Source organism: Stenotrophomonas sp. Steno-C18, from assembly GCF_056393195.1.
Genome location: NZ_JBWJOX010000001.1, coordinates 767267 through 783019, shown reverse-complemented (window position 1 = coordinate 783019; position 15753 = coordinate 767267). Strand labels below are relative to the sequence as shown.

The 15753-nt window shown below is 69.0% G+C and carries 15 protein-coding genes; 7 read left to right on the top strand and 8 right to left on the bottom strand.

Annotation, left to right across the window (positions count from 1 at the left end; all coding sequences use genetic code 11):
* Nucleotide 1 precedes the first annotated feature (1 nt).
* Nucleotides 2-3562, top strand: coding sequence for a sensor histidine kinase (locus AC06FE_RS03645; RefSeq protein WP_478072245.1), 3561 nt, complete (start codon nucleotides 2-4; stop codon nucleotides 3560-3562).
* Between the two features lie 91 nt (nucleotides 3563-3653).
* Here the strand turns inward: AC06FE_RS03645 and mdtD are convergent, their stop codons facing one another.
* The 6 genes from mdtD to AC06FE_RS03615 all read right to left on the bottom strand — a co-directional run bounded on the left by mdtD (nucleotide 3654) and on the right by AC06FE_RS03615 (nucleotide 9065).
* The gene (gene mdtD, locus AC06FE_RS03640; RefSeq protein ID WP_478072244.1) at nucleotides 3654-5075 is read right to left on the bottom strand and encodes a multidrug transporter subunit MdtD; all 1422 of its coding nucleotides are present in this window, start codon (nucleotides 5073-5075) and stop codon (nucleotides 3654-3656) included.
* Between the two features lie 75 nt (nucleotides 5076-5150).
* Nucleotides 5151-5855 carry a hypothetical protein gene (locus AC06FE_RS03635; RefSeq protein ID WP_478072243.1) on the bottom strand — a complete coding sequence of 235 codons (705 nt, stop codon included), beginning with the start codon at nucleotides 5853-5855 and terminating at the stop codon, nucleotides 5151-5153.
* A gap of 51 nt (nucleotides 5856-5906) precedes the next feature.
* Nucleotides 5907-7016, bottom strand: coding sequence for a uroporphyrinogen decarboxylase (gene hemE, locus AC06FE_RS03630; protein WP_478072242.1), 1110 nt, complete (start codon nucleotides 7014-7016; stop codon nucleotides 5907-5909).
* Nucleotides 7017-7035: 19 nt separating this feature from the next.
* Nucleotides 7036-7287, bottom strand: coding sequence for a WGR domain-containing protein (locus AC06FE_RS03625; RefSeq protein ID WP_132865249.1), 252 nt, complete (start codon nucleotides 7285-7287; stop codon nucleotides 7036-7038).
* A 129-nt stretch (nucleotides 7288-7416) separates the two neighbouring features.
* Nucleotides 7417-8526 carry a 3-dehydroquinate synthase gene (aroB, locus tag AC06FE_RS03620; RefSeq protein ID WP_478072241.1) on the bottom strand — a complete coding sequence of 370 codons (1110 nt, stop codon included), beginning with the start codon at nucleotides 8524-8526 and terminating at the stop codon, nucleotides 7417-7419.
* Complete coding sequence (locus AC06FE_RS03615) at nucleotides 8523-9065, bottom strand: shikimate kinase (RefSeq protein WP_132865247.1); 543 nt, start codon at nucleotides 9063-9065, stop codon at nucleotides 8523-8525. Before AC06FE_RS03615 ends, aroB begins: the two co-directional genes overlap by 4 nt.
* A gap of 99 nt (nucleotides 9066-9164) precedes the next feature.
* Here AC06FE_RS03615 and AC06FE_RS03610 point away from each other — a divergent pair, with 99 nt between their 5' ends.
* Entirely contained in the window at nucleotides 9165-9368 is a 204-nt protein-coding gene (locus AC06FE_RS03610) for a dodecin family protein (protein ID WP_132865246.1), read from the top strand.
* A 9-nt stretch (nucleotides 9369-9377) separates the two neighbouring features.
* On the opposite strand, the gene AC06FE_RS03605 is transcribed toward AC06FE_RS03610, so the two are convergent.
* Nucleotides 9378-10196 (bottom strand): kinase, encoded by an 819-nt coding sequence (locus AC06FE_RS03605; RefSeq protein WP_478072240.1) that lies wholly within the window; start codon nucleotides 10194-10196, stop codon nucleotides 9378-9380.
* A gap of 41 nt (nucleotides 10197-10237) precedes the next feature.
* Between AC06FE_RS03605 and pdxH the strand changes: the two genes are divergently transcribed.
* Genes pdxH through AC06FE_RS03590 form a run of 3 tightly spaced genes read left to right on the top strand, consistent with a single transcriptional unit; the run spans nucleotide 10238 to nucleotide 12000 of the window.
* Nucleotides 10238-10837, top strand: a complete 600-nt coding sequence (gene pdxH, locus AC06FE_RS03600) for a pyridoxamine 5'-phosphate oxidase (RefSeq protein WP_132865244.1) — start codon at nucleotides 10238-10240, stop codon at nucleotides 10835-10837.
* A 27-nt stretch (nucleotides 10838-10864) separates the two neighbouring features.
* Nucleotides 10865-11212, top strand: coding sequence for a YqfO family protein (locus AC06FE_RS03595; RefSeq protein ID WP_478072239.1), 348 nt, complete (start codon nucleotides 10865-10867; stop codon nucleotides 11210-11212).
* A complete protein-coding gene (locus tag AC06FE_RS03590) occupies nucleotides 11212-12000 on the top strand; it encodes a cobalamin-binding protein (protein WP_478072364.1) in 789 nt (262 codons plus the stop codon). The genes AC06FE_RS03595 and AC06FE_RS03590 overlap by 1 nt, the downstream gene beginning before the upstream one ends.
* Nucleotides 12001-12018: 18 nt before the next feature.
* On the opposite strand, the gene AC06FE_RS03585 is transcribed toward AC06FE_RS03590, so the two are convergent.
* Nucleotides 12019-13248 (bottom strand): citrate synthase family protein, encoded by a 1230-nt coding sequence (locus tag AC06FE_RS03585; protein WP_132865243.1) that lies wholly within the window; start codon nucleotides 13246-13248, stop codon nucleotides 12019-12021.
* A gap of 114 nt (nucleotides 13249-13362) precedes the next feature.
* Between AC06FE_RS03585 and prpB the strand changes: the two genes are divergently transcribed.
* A complete protein-coding gene (prpB, locus tag AC06FE_RS03580) occupies nucleotides 13363-14247 on the top strand; it encodes a methylisocitrate lyase (RefSeq protein WP_192287371.1) in 885 nt (294 codons plus the stop codon).
* Nucleotides 14248-14337: 90 nt separating this feature from the next.
* Nucleotides 14338-15495 carry a bifunctional 2-methylcitrate synthase/citrate synthase gene (gene prpC / locus AC06FE_RS03575; RefSeq protein WP_478072238.1) on the top strand — a complete coding sequence of 386 codons (1158 nt, stop codon included), beginning with the start codon at nucleotides 14338-14340 and terminating at the stop codon, nucleotides 15493-15495.
* Nucleotides 15496-15753: the final 258 nt, after the last annotated feature.

Genomic DNA, 15753 nt, shown 5'->3' with positions numbered 1-15753 from the left:
AATGAAAGGGTGCGTACGCGCCGTGCTGCTGGCGCTGTCCGTGTGCCTGCTGGCGCCGGCCAATGCCGAGGTGCCGGCCACGCCGCAGCCGCGCCAGCTCACCGTGGCCGACGGGCTGCCGTCGAGCACCATCAATGCCTTCGCCGAGGATCGCACCGGTTACCTGTGGCTGGCCAGCCGCGATGGCCTGGCGCGCTACGACGGGCGCAGCTACCGCGTGTGGCGGGCCGAGGAGGGCCTGCAGGACAACCAGGTCTGGAGCCTGCACGTCGATCCCGCCAACCGCCTGTGGATCGGCACGCAGAATGCCGGGCTGGTGATGCTGTCGGCGGACCGCCGCAGCTTCACCTTCTACAACCGGCGCACCCACCCGGAGATCGGCAGCAACACGATCTGGTCGATCGTCACCACCGCCGACGGCAGCACCTGGTTCGGTACCGCGACCGGCGGCCTGCACCGGCTCGATCCGGACGGGCACATCACCCGCTTCATGCCGATCGACGGTGACCCCAACAGCCTGCCGGCGGCGGTGACCTACATGGCGGTGACGCCGGACGGCACCCTGTGGGTCGGCACCAAGGGCGGGCTGGCGCGCTGGACCGGGCATGACTTCGAGCAGGTGGGGGAGTCGGTACTGCCGTCCGAGCGCATCAATGGCCTGAAGGTGGACCGCGAGGGCCGGCTCTGGATCGCCACCAACCTCGGGCTGGTGGTGCGCACCGCCGACGGGCGGTTCCAGCGTTCGGTCTGGCCCGGCATGCAGGCCGGCGACGTGCTCAACATGCTGCAGTACTCCAGCGACGGCGATTACTGGCTCGACACGCTGGCCGGGCTGGGGCGTTTCCGCGCCGGCCGCGTGCACAACGTGGGCCTGTACAGCATGCAGGAGCGCGGCATGGTGCGGCCGAACTGGTCCAGCGCCTACGAGGACCGCGAAGGCGGCCTGTGGTTCGCCAGCACCAATGCCGGGCTCTGGCACCTGCCGCCGAGTTGGCGCCAGTTCTCGGTGCTGTCGCGGCACCTGGACGACCCGGCCTCGCTGCGCAACCCCAACCCGCTGGCATTGGCACCGTCGGCTTCCGGCGGCATCTGGGTGGTGGGCACGCGCGGCGCGCTGGACCGCCTGGATCCGGCCACCGGCGAGGTTGAGCAGCACCTGGAAAAGATCAGCGGCATGAACTGGCCGCAGTCGTTGACCGAAGACAACAAGGGCCGGGTCTGGATCGGCAGCCTGGACGAACTGATCCGCTATACCCCGGCCAGCCACGAGGTGCGCCGCTGGCAGGCCGGCGATGCGTCGGATGCGGCGATGACCGGTGATGCGGACATCGTGCGGCAGTGCGCGGGCGGGCGGATCTGGGTGTATTCCGAGGACGGCGGCATCCAGCAGCGCGACGGGGACGGCCACGTGCTGCTGCAGATGCAGCCGGGCACGCACGGGTTGCCGCCGGCGATCGTGGAGGACATGTACTGTGGCCCCGGCGACGACCTGTGGCTGGCCACCGGTGCCGGCCTGTTGACCTGGCAGACGGCGCAGCAGCAGTTCGTGCAGGTGCCCGGCGCCCCCACCGACCGCATTTCCAGCTTCAACCTGACCGACAGCGGCGTGGCCTGGCTCGCCGGCCTGGGGCGGATGGACCGTTACCTGTGGGATGGCCGGCGCATGACCCTGCTCGATTCGGTCGGCCCGGCGCAGGGCTACCCGATGCTCGGCGCGCACGGGTTGGTGGTCGATCCGCAGGGCGTGGCGTGGGCGACCAGCGCACGTGGCCTGATCCGCATCGACCCGGCCAGCCGCTCGGTGCGCATGTATGGCGTGCACGATGGCCTGCCGAGCCAGGAGTTCCGGCGCCGCACGCTGGTGCAGGCGCGCGGTGGACAGATCGCCGGCGGCACGCCGGATGGCGTGGTGTTGTTCGACCCGCAACGCGTGCGCCTGTCGGCGCGCCAATCGCCGCTGGTCATCGAGCGGGTGAGCGTGCGTCGCGCCGAGCAGGAACAGGATCTGACCCACCAGACCCCGCTGCAGATCCTGCCCGGCGACCGCGACCTGCGGGTGTCGGCGCGGCTGCTGTCCTTCGCCGATTCGGCGATCAACCTGTACCGTTTCCGGCTGGAAGGTTATGACCCGGATTGGGTGGAAGTGGGCGCATCGGGCGACCGGGTGTTCCCGCGCTTGCCGCCGGGCAGCTATCGGCTGCAGGTGCAGGCGGCGACCTCGGACAACGTCTGGTCGACGGTGCAGACGCTGTCCTTCCACGTGCAGCCGCCGTGGTGGCGCAGCACCGGTGGCCTGGCCGGCCTGATCGTGCTGGGCGTCGCGCTGCTGTTGCTGGGCGCCTGGTTGTACCGGCGCCGGCTGGCGCGGCGCCACGAATGGCAACTGGCCAAGCACAAGCAGGAACTGGCCGAACAGGCCTCGCTGGCCAAGACCCGCTTCCTGGCCACGCTTGGCCACGAGGTGCGCACGCCGATGACCGGCGTGCTGGGCATGAGCGAACTGCTGCTGGCCTCGGAGCTGGACGACCGGCAACGCGGCTACACGCAGTCGATCCGCCGTGCCGGCGAGCACCTGTTGCGGCTGGTCAACGACGCGCTGGACCTGGCGCGCATCGAGGCCGGGCGGCTGGAACTGCAGGTCCAGCCGCTGGACCTGCAGCAACTGCTGGACGACGTGCGCGGGCTGATGGAGCCGCTGGCGCAGCGGCGTGGGCTGGCGTTCTCGCTGCACAGCGAGGCCAGTGCGCGCACGCGGGTGACCGGTGACGTGCTGCGCCTGCGCCAGATCCTGCTGAACCTGCTGGGCAATGCGATCAAGTTCACCAGCGATGGGCAGGTGCGCCTGCGGGTGGAGATGGGCGAGGGTGGCAGCGGCATCTGCTTCGATGTCTGCGATACCGGGCCGGGCATCAATCCGGAGCAGCGCAAGCGCCTGTTCCGCCGCTTCGAGCAGGCCGACGGCGCGCGTACCGCTGCCCGTTATGGTGGCAGCGGCCTGGGCCTTGCGATCTGCCACGAACTGGCGGTGGCCATGGGCGGCACCATCGAGGTGGAAAGCACGCCCGGGACCGGCAGCTGCTTCAGCGTGCGCCTGCCACTGGCGTGGGAGGTGGTGCCGGAGACGGCGGCCGACGGCGTCGGCGTGTCGTCGTGGAAGTCACTGCCGCCGTTGCATGTCCTGCTGGTGGAGGACGATCCCACCATCGCCGCGGTGATCCGTGGCCTGCTCGAAGTGCATGGGCACGGCGTGGTGCATGCCGCGCATGGGCTGGCCGCGCTGGCCGAGGTGTCCAATGCGCGCTTCGACGTGGCCCTGCTGGACCTGGACCTGCCCGGCATCGACGGCTTCGGGTTGGCCTTGCAACTGCGCACGATGGGTTACGAGATGCCGTTGATCGCGGTGACCGCGCGTTCGGACGCCGAAGCCGAGCCGCAGGCACGCAAGTCCGGTTTCGATGACTTCCTGCGCAAGCCGGTGACCGCGCAGATGCTGCTGGAAGCCATCGCCGGGGTGCTGGACGCACACCAGCGCCGTGCGCAGGGGCTGGCCCCGCGCGGCTGAGCTCCGGCAAGCCGGGACCGGGATCGTGCGCGGGGCCATGCATGCTGCTCCTGGGGACGCGCCACTGCATGCGGCGCGCTCGCGTGCGCGGTTACTCGGCGACTTCCTCGACCGCCTTGGGATGCGGGCGGTTTTCCGGCAACTGCCAGAACACCAGCGTGGAGCTGAGCGTGATCGCGCCGACGCAGATGAAGGTGGCGTGCAGCGCGGCGGTCGCCCCGTGGCCCACCAGGTGCGTGCCGAAGGTGGCCAGCAGGCTGCCGGCGGTGGCCGCGCCGAAGCCGGTGGCCAGCATCATCACCATCGACAGCAGGCTGTTGCCGCTGCTGGCCTGCTCCATGTCCAGGTCGCGCAGGGTCACGGTGTTCATCACAGTGAACTGCATCGAGTTCACCGCGCCGAAGGCGGTCAGCAGCACCAGCTGCACCCACACCGGCTGGCCCCCGTCGATCAGCGCGAAGCCGGCCATCGCCACGCCCACGCAGACAGTGTTGATCATCAGGATGCGGCGATAACCGAAGCGCTGCACCAGCGACACCGCCGCGCGCTTGGCAGCCATGCCGGCCAGCGCCACCGGGATCATCATCATGCCCGCCCGCATCGGGCTCATGCCCAGGCCGACCTGCAGCAGCAACGGGATCAACAGCGGCATCGCCCCGCTGCCGATCCGTGAGAACAGGTTGCCGAGGATGCCGATGCGGAAGCTGGTCACATGGAACAGCGTCAGCGGGAACAAGGCATCACGGCTGTTGGCCGCATGCAGCCAGTAGCCGGCCAGTGTGGCGATGCCGATCACCGCCAGCAGGATCACCAGTGCATGCGCCGAGCCCAGCCCGGAGACGCCGTCCAGTGCCAACGACAAGGCGACCATGCCGAAGGCCAGCATCAGGTAGCCGGCCAGGTCGAAGCGGTGCTTCTGCTGTCCGTAATGGTCGGGCATGATCCGCAGCGCGGCGACCAGCCCGATCAGGCCGATCGGCAGGTTGATCAGGAAGATCCAGTGCCACGACGCCACTTCCACCATCCAGCCGCCCAGCGTCGGGCCCAGCAGCGGGCCGATCAGCGCAGGGATGGCGATGAAGCTCATCGCCGACAGGAATTGTGCGCGCGGTACGGTGCGCATCACCGCCAGCCGCCCGACCGGCAGCAGCATCGCCCCGCCGATGCCCTGCAGCACGCGCGCGGCCACCAGCCATTGCAGGCTGGGTGACAACGCGCAGGCCAGCGAGCCCAGGGTGAACAGGATGATCGCCGTCATGAAGGTGCGGCGGGTGCCGAAGCGGTCGGCGATCCAACCCGAGGCCGGGATGAACGTGGCCACCGCCAGCGCGTAGCTGAACACCACCGACTGCATCTGCAGCGGGCTTTCGCCCAGGCTGCGGGCCATCGCCGGCAATGCGGTGTTGACGATGGTCGAGTCCAGCATCTGCATGAAGATGGCCAGCGACACCAGCCACAGCAGCGGCTTGTGGGCGTTGCCGGCGGGCAGCGGGCTGGAAACGGCGTTGGACATCAGGACGGCTCGCGGGGGCAGGCCGTCATTGTCGCTCCTGGCGCGTGCAGGTCACGCGCAGATCGCGCCTGGCCCTCAATCACCGCCGCCGTAGCTGTACAGCGAATGGGCCGGGTTGTCCGGGTCGGCGGCCAGGGTGGCGGTGGTGTTGAGCTCGCCCAGGGTCAGCCTCCAGGTGCCGTCATCCGCTTCCATGGTGCAGGTCGGCACCGCGCTGGGATTGATCCTGTGGGTGGGCTCGCAGTCTTTCTCGATCCGCGGGCGCAAGGTCTGCAGCAGCTGTTGCAGCGGGGCATCGATGACGTAGGTGCGCAGGATGTGCATCTCGCCGGCATCCTCGTCGTAGCGCAGCACCGGCAGGTCCAGCAGCGTCACCGCACCCGGCTTGAAGGTCGCGCTGGCCGCATAGGACAGGTAGCCGCTGCCGTCGTCGTAGGCCTCGCGCGTGCACGAGGTGAGCGAGAGCTTAGCGATCACCGCCGACCAGCGTGGGGACAGCTCGTCCTGCTTGACCAGCCGGAGCTGGTCGCAGCGTTGCGGGAAGTCGCCCATCCCGGTGCTGAAGATCGCCAGTTGGGCCAGCGCTTCGTTCGAGGCCAGGCTCGGGAAATCCTCGGGCTGGATCTTCAATGTGCTGCTGGCCGCGTCGGTGGCCGGCACCGCTGCGCCGGCGGCGGCCGGCGTGGCAGCCGGTGCCGGTGCCGGCGTGACATCGGCCGAACAGGCGGCCAGTGCGCACAGCAGCGGAGCGCACAGCAGGGAGATGCGGGGCAGTGACATGGCGTTCTTCCTTGAAACGGTAAGGGGGCCGGCGTTGCCGGCCGCCCTGGGTCAGCGTCGGCTCAAGCGATGTACCGCATCCACCAGCACGGCGACGTGATCGGGATTCATGTCCGGCGACATGCCATGGCCGAGGTTGAACACATGGCCTTCGCGCGAGCCGCCGTTGCCGGCGGCGTAGCTGTCCAGCACCTTGCCCACTTCCCGGGTGATCGCCTCGGGCGAGCCGTACAGGGTGGCCGGGTCCAGGTTGCCCTGCAGCGCGACCTTGCCGCCGGCCGCACGCACCGCGTCCTCCAGGCTGATGGTCCAGTCCACGCCGACGCCGTCGGTGCCGGTGGCGGCCAGTTCGGCCACGTACTGGCCGGTGCCCTTGCCGAACAGGATCAGCGGGGTGCGCTCGGCGCCTTCGCCACGCGGCAGTTCGGCGGCGATGCGCGAGAGGTAGCGCAGCGAGAACTCACGGTACATGGCCGGGCCGAGCACGCCGCCCCAGGTGTCGAACACCTGCAGCGCCTGCGCGCCGGCCGCGCGCTGCGCCGACAGATAGGCGATGACCGCGTCGGTCACCACGCCCAGCAACTGGTGCAGGGCCTTGGGCTCGTTCAGCGCCATCGCCTTGATGCGCGCGTAGTCCTTGCTGCCACCGCCCTCGATCATGTAGCAGGCCAGCGTCCACGGGCTGCCGGAGAAGCCGATCAACGGCACCTTGCCGTCCAGCTCGCGGCGGATCAGGCGCACCGCGTCCATCACGTAGCCCAGCTCGGTCTCCATGTCCGGCACCGCCAGCCTGGCGATGGCGGCGGCGTCACGCACCGGGTCCTTGAACTTGGGGCCTTCGCCATCGGCGAAGTACAGGCCCAGGCCCATCGCGTCGGGCACGGTGAGGATGTCCGAGAACAGGATGGCCGCGTCCAGGTCGAAGCGCTCCAGCGGCTGCAGGGTGACTTCGCAGGCGACTTCGGGGTTCTTGGCCATGCCCAGGAAGCTGCCGGCGCGGGCGCGGGTGGCGCGGTACTCCGGCAGGTAGCGGCCGGCCTGGCGCATCAGCCAGACGGGGGTGCAATCCACCGGTTCGCGGCGCAGGGCGCGCAGGAAGCGGTCGTTGCGGAGGGGGCTGGTCACGGTGGAGCTCCTTGGCAGTGGGCGGCGCGGGCGCATCGCGCCCTGCAGGGTCCGCTCAGGGTTGTGGCAGGCCGCTGGTGAACATCACCTGGAAGCCGCGCTTGATCTGTGCGTCGCGTGCCTTCTCGAAGGCGTCGCGGGCTTCGTCGTGCTGCAGGAACAGTTCGCGGCGAAGCTGCACGCGGCCTCCGGTCTGGCCGCTCTCGCGCAGCAGCTCCCAGCCGCCGAGCAGGTCCGGCACCAGGGTGAGCTGTACGTAACGGGGGGCTTCTTTGCCGCTGGGCGGCTGTTGCAGTAGGACGCGCATGGCGGCGATTGTAGCCGTTGCGCGGGATTTGGGCCGCTTTCCGGCGGCATGCCCCGGCATCGCCACGGCGTGTGCTGGTCCTCCGTCCCCATGGCCGCAGGCCAAGGGGACGGGGAAGGCGCGGGCGCCTCAGCCCTGGCGCAACACCGCCAGCACCGCGGCCTCGTCCACGTCGGCCACGACCTCGGCCTTGCCGATGCCACGCCACAACACCAGGCGCAGGCGCCCGGCGATGTTCTTCTTGTCCAGGCGCATGTGCGCGAGCAGGCCCTCCGGTTCCAGCCCGGCCGGGATCCGCACCGGAAGGCCATAGGCCAGCAGCAGCTCGCGCAGGGTGTCGGTGTCGGCCGCATCGGCCATGCCCAGCGCGGCGGACAGGCGCGCGGCCAGCACCATGCCCACCGCCACGGCCTCGCCGTGGTTGAGGTTGTCATTGCCCGGTGCGCCGTAACCCTGCGCCGTCTCGATGGCGTGGCCGAAGGTGTGGCCCAGGTTGAGCAGCGCACGCTCGCCCTTCTCCAGCGGGTCGCGTTCGACGATCTCGGCCTTGTGCTCGCAACTGCGGGCGATGGCCTGGGCCAGCGCGGCATCGTCGCCGGCCAGCAGCGCGGCACGTTCGGCCTGCAGCCACTGGAAGAACAGCGGGTCACGGATGGCGCCGTACTTGATTACCTCGGCCAGCCCGGCGCGCAGCTCGCGCACCGGCAGGCTGCGCAGGGCCGCGGTGTCGGCGATGACCGCGCGCGGCGGGTGGAAGGCGCCGACCAGGTTCTTGCCCTGCGGGATGTCCACGGCGGTCTTGCCACCGACCGAGGAGTCCACCATCGCCAGCAGCGTGGTGGGCAGCTGCACGCAGTCCACGCCCCGCATCCAGCACGCCGCGGCGAAGCCGGCCAGGTCGCCGACCACGCCACCGCCCAGTGCCAGCACGCAGGCATCGCGGGTGGCGCCCAGCGCCGCCAGCGCGGCGATCGCACCGGCGAAGTTGTCCAGGGTCTTGGACGCCTCGCCGGCCGGGATCAAGTACTGGCCGATCTTCAGCTCGGGGCGGGCCGCCTGCAGGGCATCGCGGACGCGTGCCAGGTACAGCGGGGCCACGGTGTCGTCGCTGGCCAGCAACACGTGGCGTCCGCGGATGGCCGCGCCCAGCAGGCTGGCGTCGGACAGCAGGCCGGGGCCGATGTGGATCTGGTACGGGAGTTCGCCGCCAACGGCGACGGTACGGGGGGAAGCGGTCATGCGGTGGGTTCCGAGATCTGCCATTGGCTGGCAAGCCGTACCACCAGTTGGGCGGTGGCTTCGGCGGAGGTGTAGAGGTCGGTGTCGATGATCAGGTCGGCCAGGTCGCGGTACAGCGGGTCGCGCAACGCGGCCATGTCGGCCAGCACCTGTTCGCGGTCGGGACGTTGCAGCAGCGGGCGGGTCTTGTCCTTCTGCAGGCGCTGCAGCTGCGACTGCACGCTGACCCGCAGGTAGACCACGAAGCCGCGTTGGCGGATGCGCTGGCGGTTGTCGGCATCCAGCACCGAGCCCCCGCCGGTGGACACCAGTTGGCCGTTGCCCTGCAGCAGGTCGTTCAGTACCCGCTTCTCGTGGGCACGGAAGCCGGCCTCGCCGAGGTTCTCGAAGATGGCCGGGATGCTGGTGCCCACGTCATCGACGATGGCCTGGTCGGCATCGATGAAGGCCAGCCCGAAGCGTTCGGCCACGCGGCGGCCGATGCAGGTTTTTCCGGCGCCCATGGGGCCGATCAGGATGAGATTGGGGGCGGGATTCATCGTAGGGCGATGCTAGCACCTCGTGTCAGTGCCTTAACACGGTAGCAGCCAAGCTCGCGGACTCCACGAATGGTTCGTGGTGCAACCAAGGAGTCGGACATGAGTGTGGCGAAGATCATCGAAGTCAGCGCGTCGTCCAAGACCAGCGTCGAGGACGCCGTGCGCACCGGGTTGAAGAAGGTGGCCGAGACCGTCAAGGGCATCCAGGGCGCGTGGATCAACGAAACCAAGGTGGTCACCGACGGCCAAGGCAACATCACCGAATGGCGGGTCAACCTGCGGGTGACCTTCCTGGTGCAGTAAGCCGCCCCCCTACAACGGACGGCGTTGCGCATCCAGCGGGATGACCCGGTCGGCGAGCGCCGGCAGGGTGCGCAGCGCCTGCCGGCTGATGCGCTCGTAGAACTGCACGAAACGTTCCACCTGCGCCCGGCTCATGCTGGTGCGCCCCGGCGAGGCCTGCTGCAGTGCCTGCTCCTGCTGCCAGCGCCAGTGCGGGACCACCGAAAAGCCCGGCGGCTGCAGGAACCACAACCGGTCAAAGCGCTGCCATAGCGCGGGATAGTCGTTCGCCAGCGCCTGATTGCACCAGCGGCGCCAGATACCGTCGCCATCGGCCTCGCGCTCGAGCGCGTTCAACGGTGTCTGCAGTGCGGCATCCTGCTCGGCCGGCGTGCCCAGGAACCAGCCCTCGAACACCAGCAGCTCCAGTGGCGTGTCCTGCACCTGCCATTGCGCTTCGGGCACCCGTTCGTCGGCCAGCTTGTCGAAGCGGGGCAGGGCGAAAGCCCGGCCCGCCTTGGCCGCATCCAGGGTGGACAGCGCCAGCGGCAGGTCATGCGTGCCCGGCGGGCCGCGCGTGGCCAGCAACGGGTGGATGCGGTCGGCCAGGCGCTGGCGCTGGGCGCGGGTGAGGTAGGTGTCGTCGATGGACAATGCCGCGGCCTGCAGCCCACGCGCGCGGGCCAGCTCGACCACCTGCGCGGCCAGGGTGGACTTGCCGCTGCCCTGCACGCCACTGATGGCCAGCACCGGCGTGCGCGCGCCACTGGCCAATGCATCGTCGAGCGCCTGTTCGACCAGCGCCTGCGCGAAGCGTCGTGGGGAAAAACTGTGCGGAACGGGGGACATGCCGCCACAATAGCTCAAACCCCTGCCGTACGAAGCCGCTCATGACCGATCTTTACGCCGAAGCACTTACGACTTTCGCCGCATTGTTTGACGAGGCAAAAGCCGGTGCCGAAATCGATGCCACCGCGATGACGGTGGCCACCGCCGACATCAATGGCCGTCCCTCGGCACGCACGGTGCTGCTGAAGGCCTTCGACGAGCGCGGCTTCGTGTTCTACACGCACCTGGACAGCCGCAAGGGCCGCGAGCTGCACGAGAACCGCGCGCTGGCGTTGCTGTTCCTGTGGCGCAGCCTGCGCGAGGCCGGCATCCAGGTGCGGATCGAAGGCGACGCGCAGCTGGTCGCGCCGGCCGAGGCCGATGCGTACTTCGCCTCGCGCCCGCGCATGAGCCAGATCGGCGCGTGGGCCTCGGTGCAGTCGCAGCCGCTGGCCTCGCGCGAGGCGTTCGAGCAACGCCTGGCCCGGTTCGAGGCCCAGTTCGAAGGGCGGGACGTGCCGCGCCCGGACGGCTGGAGTGGCATCCGCGTGGTGCCGCAGCGCATCGAGTTCTGGTACGGCGCCGACTTCCGCCTGCATGAGCGCTGGTGCTACGAGGCCGATGCGGCCGGGCAGTGGAGCAAGCGGATGCTGTTCCCTTGAGTTGCGGTGGCTGACGATGGCGGGGCAATGATGAAGCTGCATCCGGTCTACCGCATCACCGTGTTCGTGCCGCCCGCGCACCTGGAGGCGTTGAAGGCCGGCATCCTGTCCGTGGACCCGCTGGCCGCCGGCGGCTACGCGGCCGGCATGTGGGAATCGGCGCCGGGCCGGGAACAGTTCCGCGTGCTGGACGGCACGGCCAGCGCATCCGGCCGGTCCGGCGAACTGGTGCGCGAGCCCAGCGTGCGGCTGGAGTTCTGCATCCCGCGCGATCCCGCGCGCCTGCAACGCCTGCTGATACAGGGCATTGTCGCCCATCATCCCTGGAACACCCCGGCGGTGTTCGTCGATAGCACGGAGTTCGCAAGCCCATGATTGGCCCGCGTCGCATCGTCTGCCTCACCGAGGAGCCGACCGAAACCCTGTACGCACTCGGCGAGCAGGACCGCATCGTCGGCATCAGCGGCTTCACCGTGCGGCCACCGCAAGCACGGCGCGACAAGCCCAAGGTCAGTGCCTTCACCAGCGCCAAGGTGGGGGAGATCCTCAAGCTCAAGCCGGACCTGGCGATCGGTTTCTCCGACATCCAGGCCGATATCGCCGCCGAATTGATCCGGCATGGCGTGGAGGTGTGGATCGCCAACCACCGCAGCGTGGCCGGCATCCTCGATTACATCCGCCGGCTCGGCGGGCTGGTGGGCGTGGCCGCGCGTGCCAACGCCTATGCCGACGGCCTGCAGCGCGGGCTGGATGACATCGCCGCGCAGGCCGCGCGGTTGCCGCAGCGGCCGCGCGTGTACGTGGAGGAATGGGACGAGCCGATCATCACCGGCATCCAGTGGGGCGCCGAACTGGTGACCATCGCCGGCGGCGACGATGTGTTCCCCGAGTTGTCGCGCGAGCCGCTGGCCAAGGCGCGGATCCTGGCCAACGGTGATCCGGTGATCGCGCGCAACCCGGACATCATCATCGGCTCGTGGTGCGGCAAGAAGTTCCGCCCCGAGCGGGTCGCCGCACGTCCGGGCTGGGCCGCGATCAACGCCGTGCGTGATGGCCAGCTGCACGAGATCAAGTCGCCGCTGATCCTGCAGCCGGGCCCTGCAGCGTTGACCGATGGCGTGCAGGCCATCGCGGCGATCATCCAGGCCTGGAGTCGTCGGTAGGAGCAGCCCCGGCCGCGCCTACGCGGGCTTGCCGGGGACCACGCCGGTGTAGCGCGCGCGTGGCCGGATCAGCGTGCCCAGCGCCTGCTGCTCCAGGGCGTGCGCCAGCCAGCCGGCCAGCCGGGCGGTGGCGAACATCACCAGCGCGTGCGCGCCGGGCAGGCCATAGGCGTAGCAGATCGCCGCCAGCAGGCCGTCGATGTTGGGGTGCTGGCCACTGTGCTCCTCGGTGGCCGCCAGCACGCTCTCGATGTGCTGCATCGCCGGCGTGCCACCGCGCAATCCACGCAGCACGCGCAGGACTTCGGCACCGCGCGGGTCGCCCTGCGGGTACAGCACATGGTTGAACCCGGGCAGGTCGTCGCCGCGCCGCCAGCGACCGGCAATGAACTCCGCCGCCGCGCCGCTGGCTTGTGCATCCAGCAACAGCGCATGCGCGCGTGCGGTGGCACCGCCATGGCGCGGGCCGGACATCGCGGCCAGGCCGGCGCAGACGGTGGCGTGCAGGTGCGCGCCGGTGGAGGCCACCACGCGCGCAGCAAAGGCCGACACGTTGAGCTCATGGTCGGCACACACCACCAATGCGGTGCGTACCACCTCGGCAAAACCCTCGTCCCCGGCGCACCAGCTGTCGGCCAGCAGGCGATGCACCGGGCGCGCATCCGGTTGCACGCCGACCAGCAGCGCGGCGTTCTGGCGCAACAGTGCGGCGGCTACCTCGCGTCGCACCGGTGCGGCGGCGTTGAGCGACTGGCGCTGTCCCAATGCCAGCAGCGGCAGGCAGGCCATGGCCCGCTCCAGCGGTGGAAGTGATCCGTCCAGCGCCAGCGGGGCAATCCGCTCCGGCCAATGCGGTGGCGGCTGGGGCGTGAAGGGGTCCAGTTCCTCGCAGTCCCACAGCAGCCGCGCGGTGTCTTCCAGGGTCGCCCCGTCCTGCGCCGCCGCGACCGCCGAGCGGCCGCGGTAATAGGGCGAATCCGGCTGGATCAGCGAGATGCCGGTTTCCAGTACCGGCAGGCCACGGTCCAGGCTCTGCGCAGCCCCTCGCGCCGCGCCACGGCCGGCTCGCTTGCGCTGTGCCAGCCGCTCGACCTCGGCGCGCAGGTACACCCGGCTGCGCTGGTCCGCGCCCGGTCGCGAGCTGAGCTGGCCACGGCTGACATAGGCGTACAGCGTGGCCGGGCTGATCCCGAGCAGGGTGCAGACATCGCTGGCGGACAGCAGGTCGTTCTCGGCGTTATCGGTCATGCGCATTCAATAGGTTGATTTATTGAATCAAGATTGATCAATGAGTCCGATAGTGACAGATTGTTTGTCATAGCGGAATGGCATCGTCGCCTCCGCCACGCAAGGAGCCATGCCATGAGTCTTTCTTCCGCCGGCGCCGCCTTCCGCGCCGCACTGGCTGCCGAATCGCCGCTGCAGGTGATCGGCGCGATCAACGCCAACCACGCCCTGCTGGCCAAGCGCGCCGGCTACCGCGCCATCTATTTGTCCGGTGGCGGCGTCGCCGCCGGTTCGCTGGGCCTGCCGGACCTGGGCATCAATACGCTGGAAGACGTGCTGATCGATGTGCGCCGCATCACCGATGTGTGCGACCTGCCGCTGATGGTGGACATCGACACCGGCTTCGGCCCGAGTGCGTTCAACATCGCGCGCACGGTGAAGTCGCTGATCAAGGCCGGTGCCGCGGCCTGCCACATCGAGGACCAGGTGGGGGCCAAGCGTTGCGGCCACCGCCCGGGCAAGGAGATCGTGTCGCAGGGTGAAATGGTGGACCGCGTGAAGGCGGCGGCCGATGCCAAGACCGACCCGGATTTCTTCCTGATCGCCCGTACCGACGCGATCCAGATGGAAGGCGTGGACGCGGCCATCGAGCGTGCCATCGCCTGCGTCGAGGCCGGCGCCGATGGCATCTTCGCCGAGGCTGCCTATGACCTGGAAACCTACAAGCGCTTCGCCGACGCGGTGAAGGTGCCGCTGCTGGCCAATATCACTGAATTCGGGGCCACGCCGCTGTTCAGCCGTGATGAGCTGGCTGCTTCGGGCGTTGCGATCCAGCTGTTCCCGCTGTCGGCGTTCCGCGCGGCCAACAAGGCGGCCGAGAACGTCTACGAAGCCATCCGCCGTGACGGCCACCAGCGTAATGTGGTGGAAACGATGCAGACCCGCGAGGAGCTGTACGACCGGATTGGTTACCACGAATTCGAGCGCAGCCTGGACAGGACGTTTGCTGCGAAGAAGTAACGGGGCCGCAGCATCCGGCCCTCACCCCCAGCCCCTCTCCCGCAGGCGGAAGAGGGGAGCTAAATCCCGCATCTGATCGAGGTTCACACCATGTCTGAATCCACCGCCGCCCCGGCGTTCAAGCCGAAGAAGTCCGTCGCCCTGTCCGGCACCGCCGCCGGCAACACCGCGCTGTGCACGGTCGGTCGCAGCGGCAACGACCTGCACTACCGCGGTTATGACATCCTGGACCTGGCCAACACCAGCGAGTTCGAGGAAATCGCCCACCTGCTGGTGCACGGCAAGCTGCCGAACAAGGCCGAACTGCGCGCCTACAAGACCAAGCTGAAGGCGCTGCGTGGCATCCCGGCGGCGGTCAAGGCCGCGCTGGAAGAACTGCCGCCGTCGGCCCACCCGATGGACGTGATGCGCACCGGCGTGTCGGTGCTGGGTTGCGTGTCGCCGGAGAAGGACGACCACAACCATCCGGGTGCGCGTGACATCGCCGACAAGCTGATGGCTTCGCTCGGCTCGATGCTGCTGTACTGGTACCACTGGAGCCACAACGGCAAGGTCATCGACGTGGAGACCGACGACGACTCCATCGGCGGCCACTTCCTGCACCTGCTGCACGGCGAGCAGCCGCGTGAGTCGTGGGTGAAAGCGATGCACACCAGCCTGATCCTGTACGCCGAGCATGAGTTCAACGCTTCGACCTTTGCCTGCCGCGTCATCGCCGGCACCGGCAGCGACATGTACAGCGCCATCACCGGCGGCATCGGCGCCCTGCGCGGGCCCAAGCATGGTGGTGCCAACGAAGTCGCCTTCGAGGTGCAGAAGCGCTACGAGACGCCGGACGAGGCCGAGGCCGACATCAAGGCGCGCGTGGAGCGCAAGGAAGTGGTCATCGGCTTCGGCCACCCGGTCTACACCGTGTCCGATCCGCGCAACAAGGTGATCAAGGAGGTCTCGCGCGAGCTGTCGGCCGAGCAGGAGAACATGAAGATGTACGACATCGCCGAGCGCCTGGAGTCGGTGATGTGGGACATCAAGAAGATGTTCCCGAACCTGGATTGGTTTAGCGCCGTCAGCTACCACATGATGGGCGTGCCGACCGCCATGTTCACCCCGCTGTTCGTGATCGCCCGCACCGCCGGCTGGAGCGCGCACATCATCGAGCAGCGCATCGACGGCAAGATCATCCGCCCGAGCGCGAACTACACCGGCCCGGAAGACCAGACCTTCGTGCCGCTGGACAAGCGCGCGTAAGGCTCGCAGAAAGTCTCCCGCAGGCGAAACACAAAGCCCCTCTCCCGCTTGCGGGAGAGGGGTTGGGGTGAGGGGAGGCTCCTGGCACGTGGAGCAAGCTTCAAGTCCGTAGAAAAAAGCGAAGCAAAGCTGGAGATCAAGCAAGAGCAAGAGCAAAGCTCCCCCATCCGCCCTCCGGGCACCTTCCCCCGCAGGCGGGAGAAGGGAGCCTCCAGATTCCAAGTGTTGCTGTGGGATTGCCGAAGTCGCGTGCATCCG

Coding starts and splice junctions, on each gene's coding strand:
- AC06FE_RS03645 (WP_478072245.1), top strand. CDS start 2: ATGAAAGGGTGCGTACGCGCCGTGCTGCTGGCGCTGTCCGTGTGCCTG.
- mdtD (WP_478072244.1), bottom strand. CDS start 5,075: ATGTCCAACGCCGTTTCCAGCCCGCTGCCCGCCGGCAACGCCCACAAG.
- AC06FE_RS03635 (WP_478072243.1), bottom strand. CDS start 5,855: ATGTCACTGCCCCGCATCTCCCTGCTGTGCGCTCCGCTGCTGTGCGCA.
- hemE (WP_478072242.1), bottom strand. CDS start 7,016: ATGCGCCCGCGCCGCCCACTGCCAAGGAGCTCCACCGTGACCAGCCCC.
- AC06FE_RS03625 (WP_132865249.1), bottom strand. CDS start 7,287: ATGCGCGTCCTACTGCAACAGCCGCCCAGCGGCAAAGAAGCCCCCCGT.
- aroB (WP_478072241.1), bottom strand. CDS start 8,526: ATGACCGCTTCCCCCCGTACCGTCGCCGTTGGCGGCGAACTCCCGTAC.
- AC06FE_RS03615 (WP_132865247.1), bottom strand. CDS start 9,065: ATGAATCCCGCCCCCAATCTCATCCTGATCGGCCCCATGGGCGCCGGA.
- AC06FE_RS03610 (WP_132865246.1), top strand. CDS start 9,165: ATGAGTGTGGCGAAGATCATCGAAGTCAGCGCGTCGTCCAAGACCAGC.
- AC06FE_RS03605 (WP_478072240.1), bottom strand. CDS start 10,196: ATGTCCCCCGTTCCGCACAGTTTTTCCCCACGACGCTTCGCGCAGGCG.
- pdxH (WP_132865244.1), top strand. CDS start 10,238: ATGACCGATCTTTACGCCGAAGCACTTACGACTTTCGCCGCATTGTTT.
- AC06FE_RS03595 (WP_478072239.1), top strand. CDS start 10,865: ATGATGAAGCTGCATCCGGTCTACCGCATCACCGTGTTCGTGCCGCCC.
- AC06FE_RS03585 (WP_132865243.1), bottom strand. CDS start 13,248: ATGACCGATAACGCCGAGAACGACCTGCTGTCCGCCAGCGATGTCTGC.
- prpB (WP_192287371.1), top strand. CDS start 13,363: ATGAGTCTTTCTTCCGCCGGCGCCGCCTTCCGCGCCGCACTGGCTGCC.
- prpC (WP_478072238.1), top strand. CDS start 14,338: ATGTCTGAATCCACCGCCGCCCCGGCGTTCAAGCCGAAGAAGTCCGTC.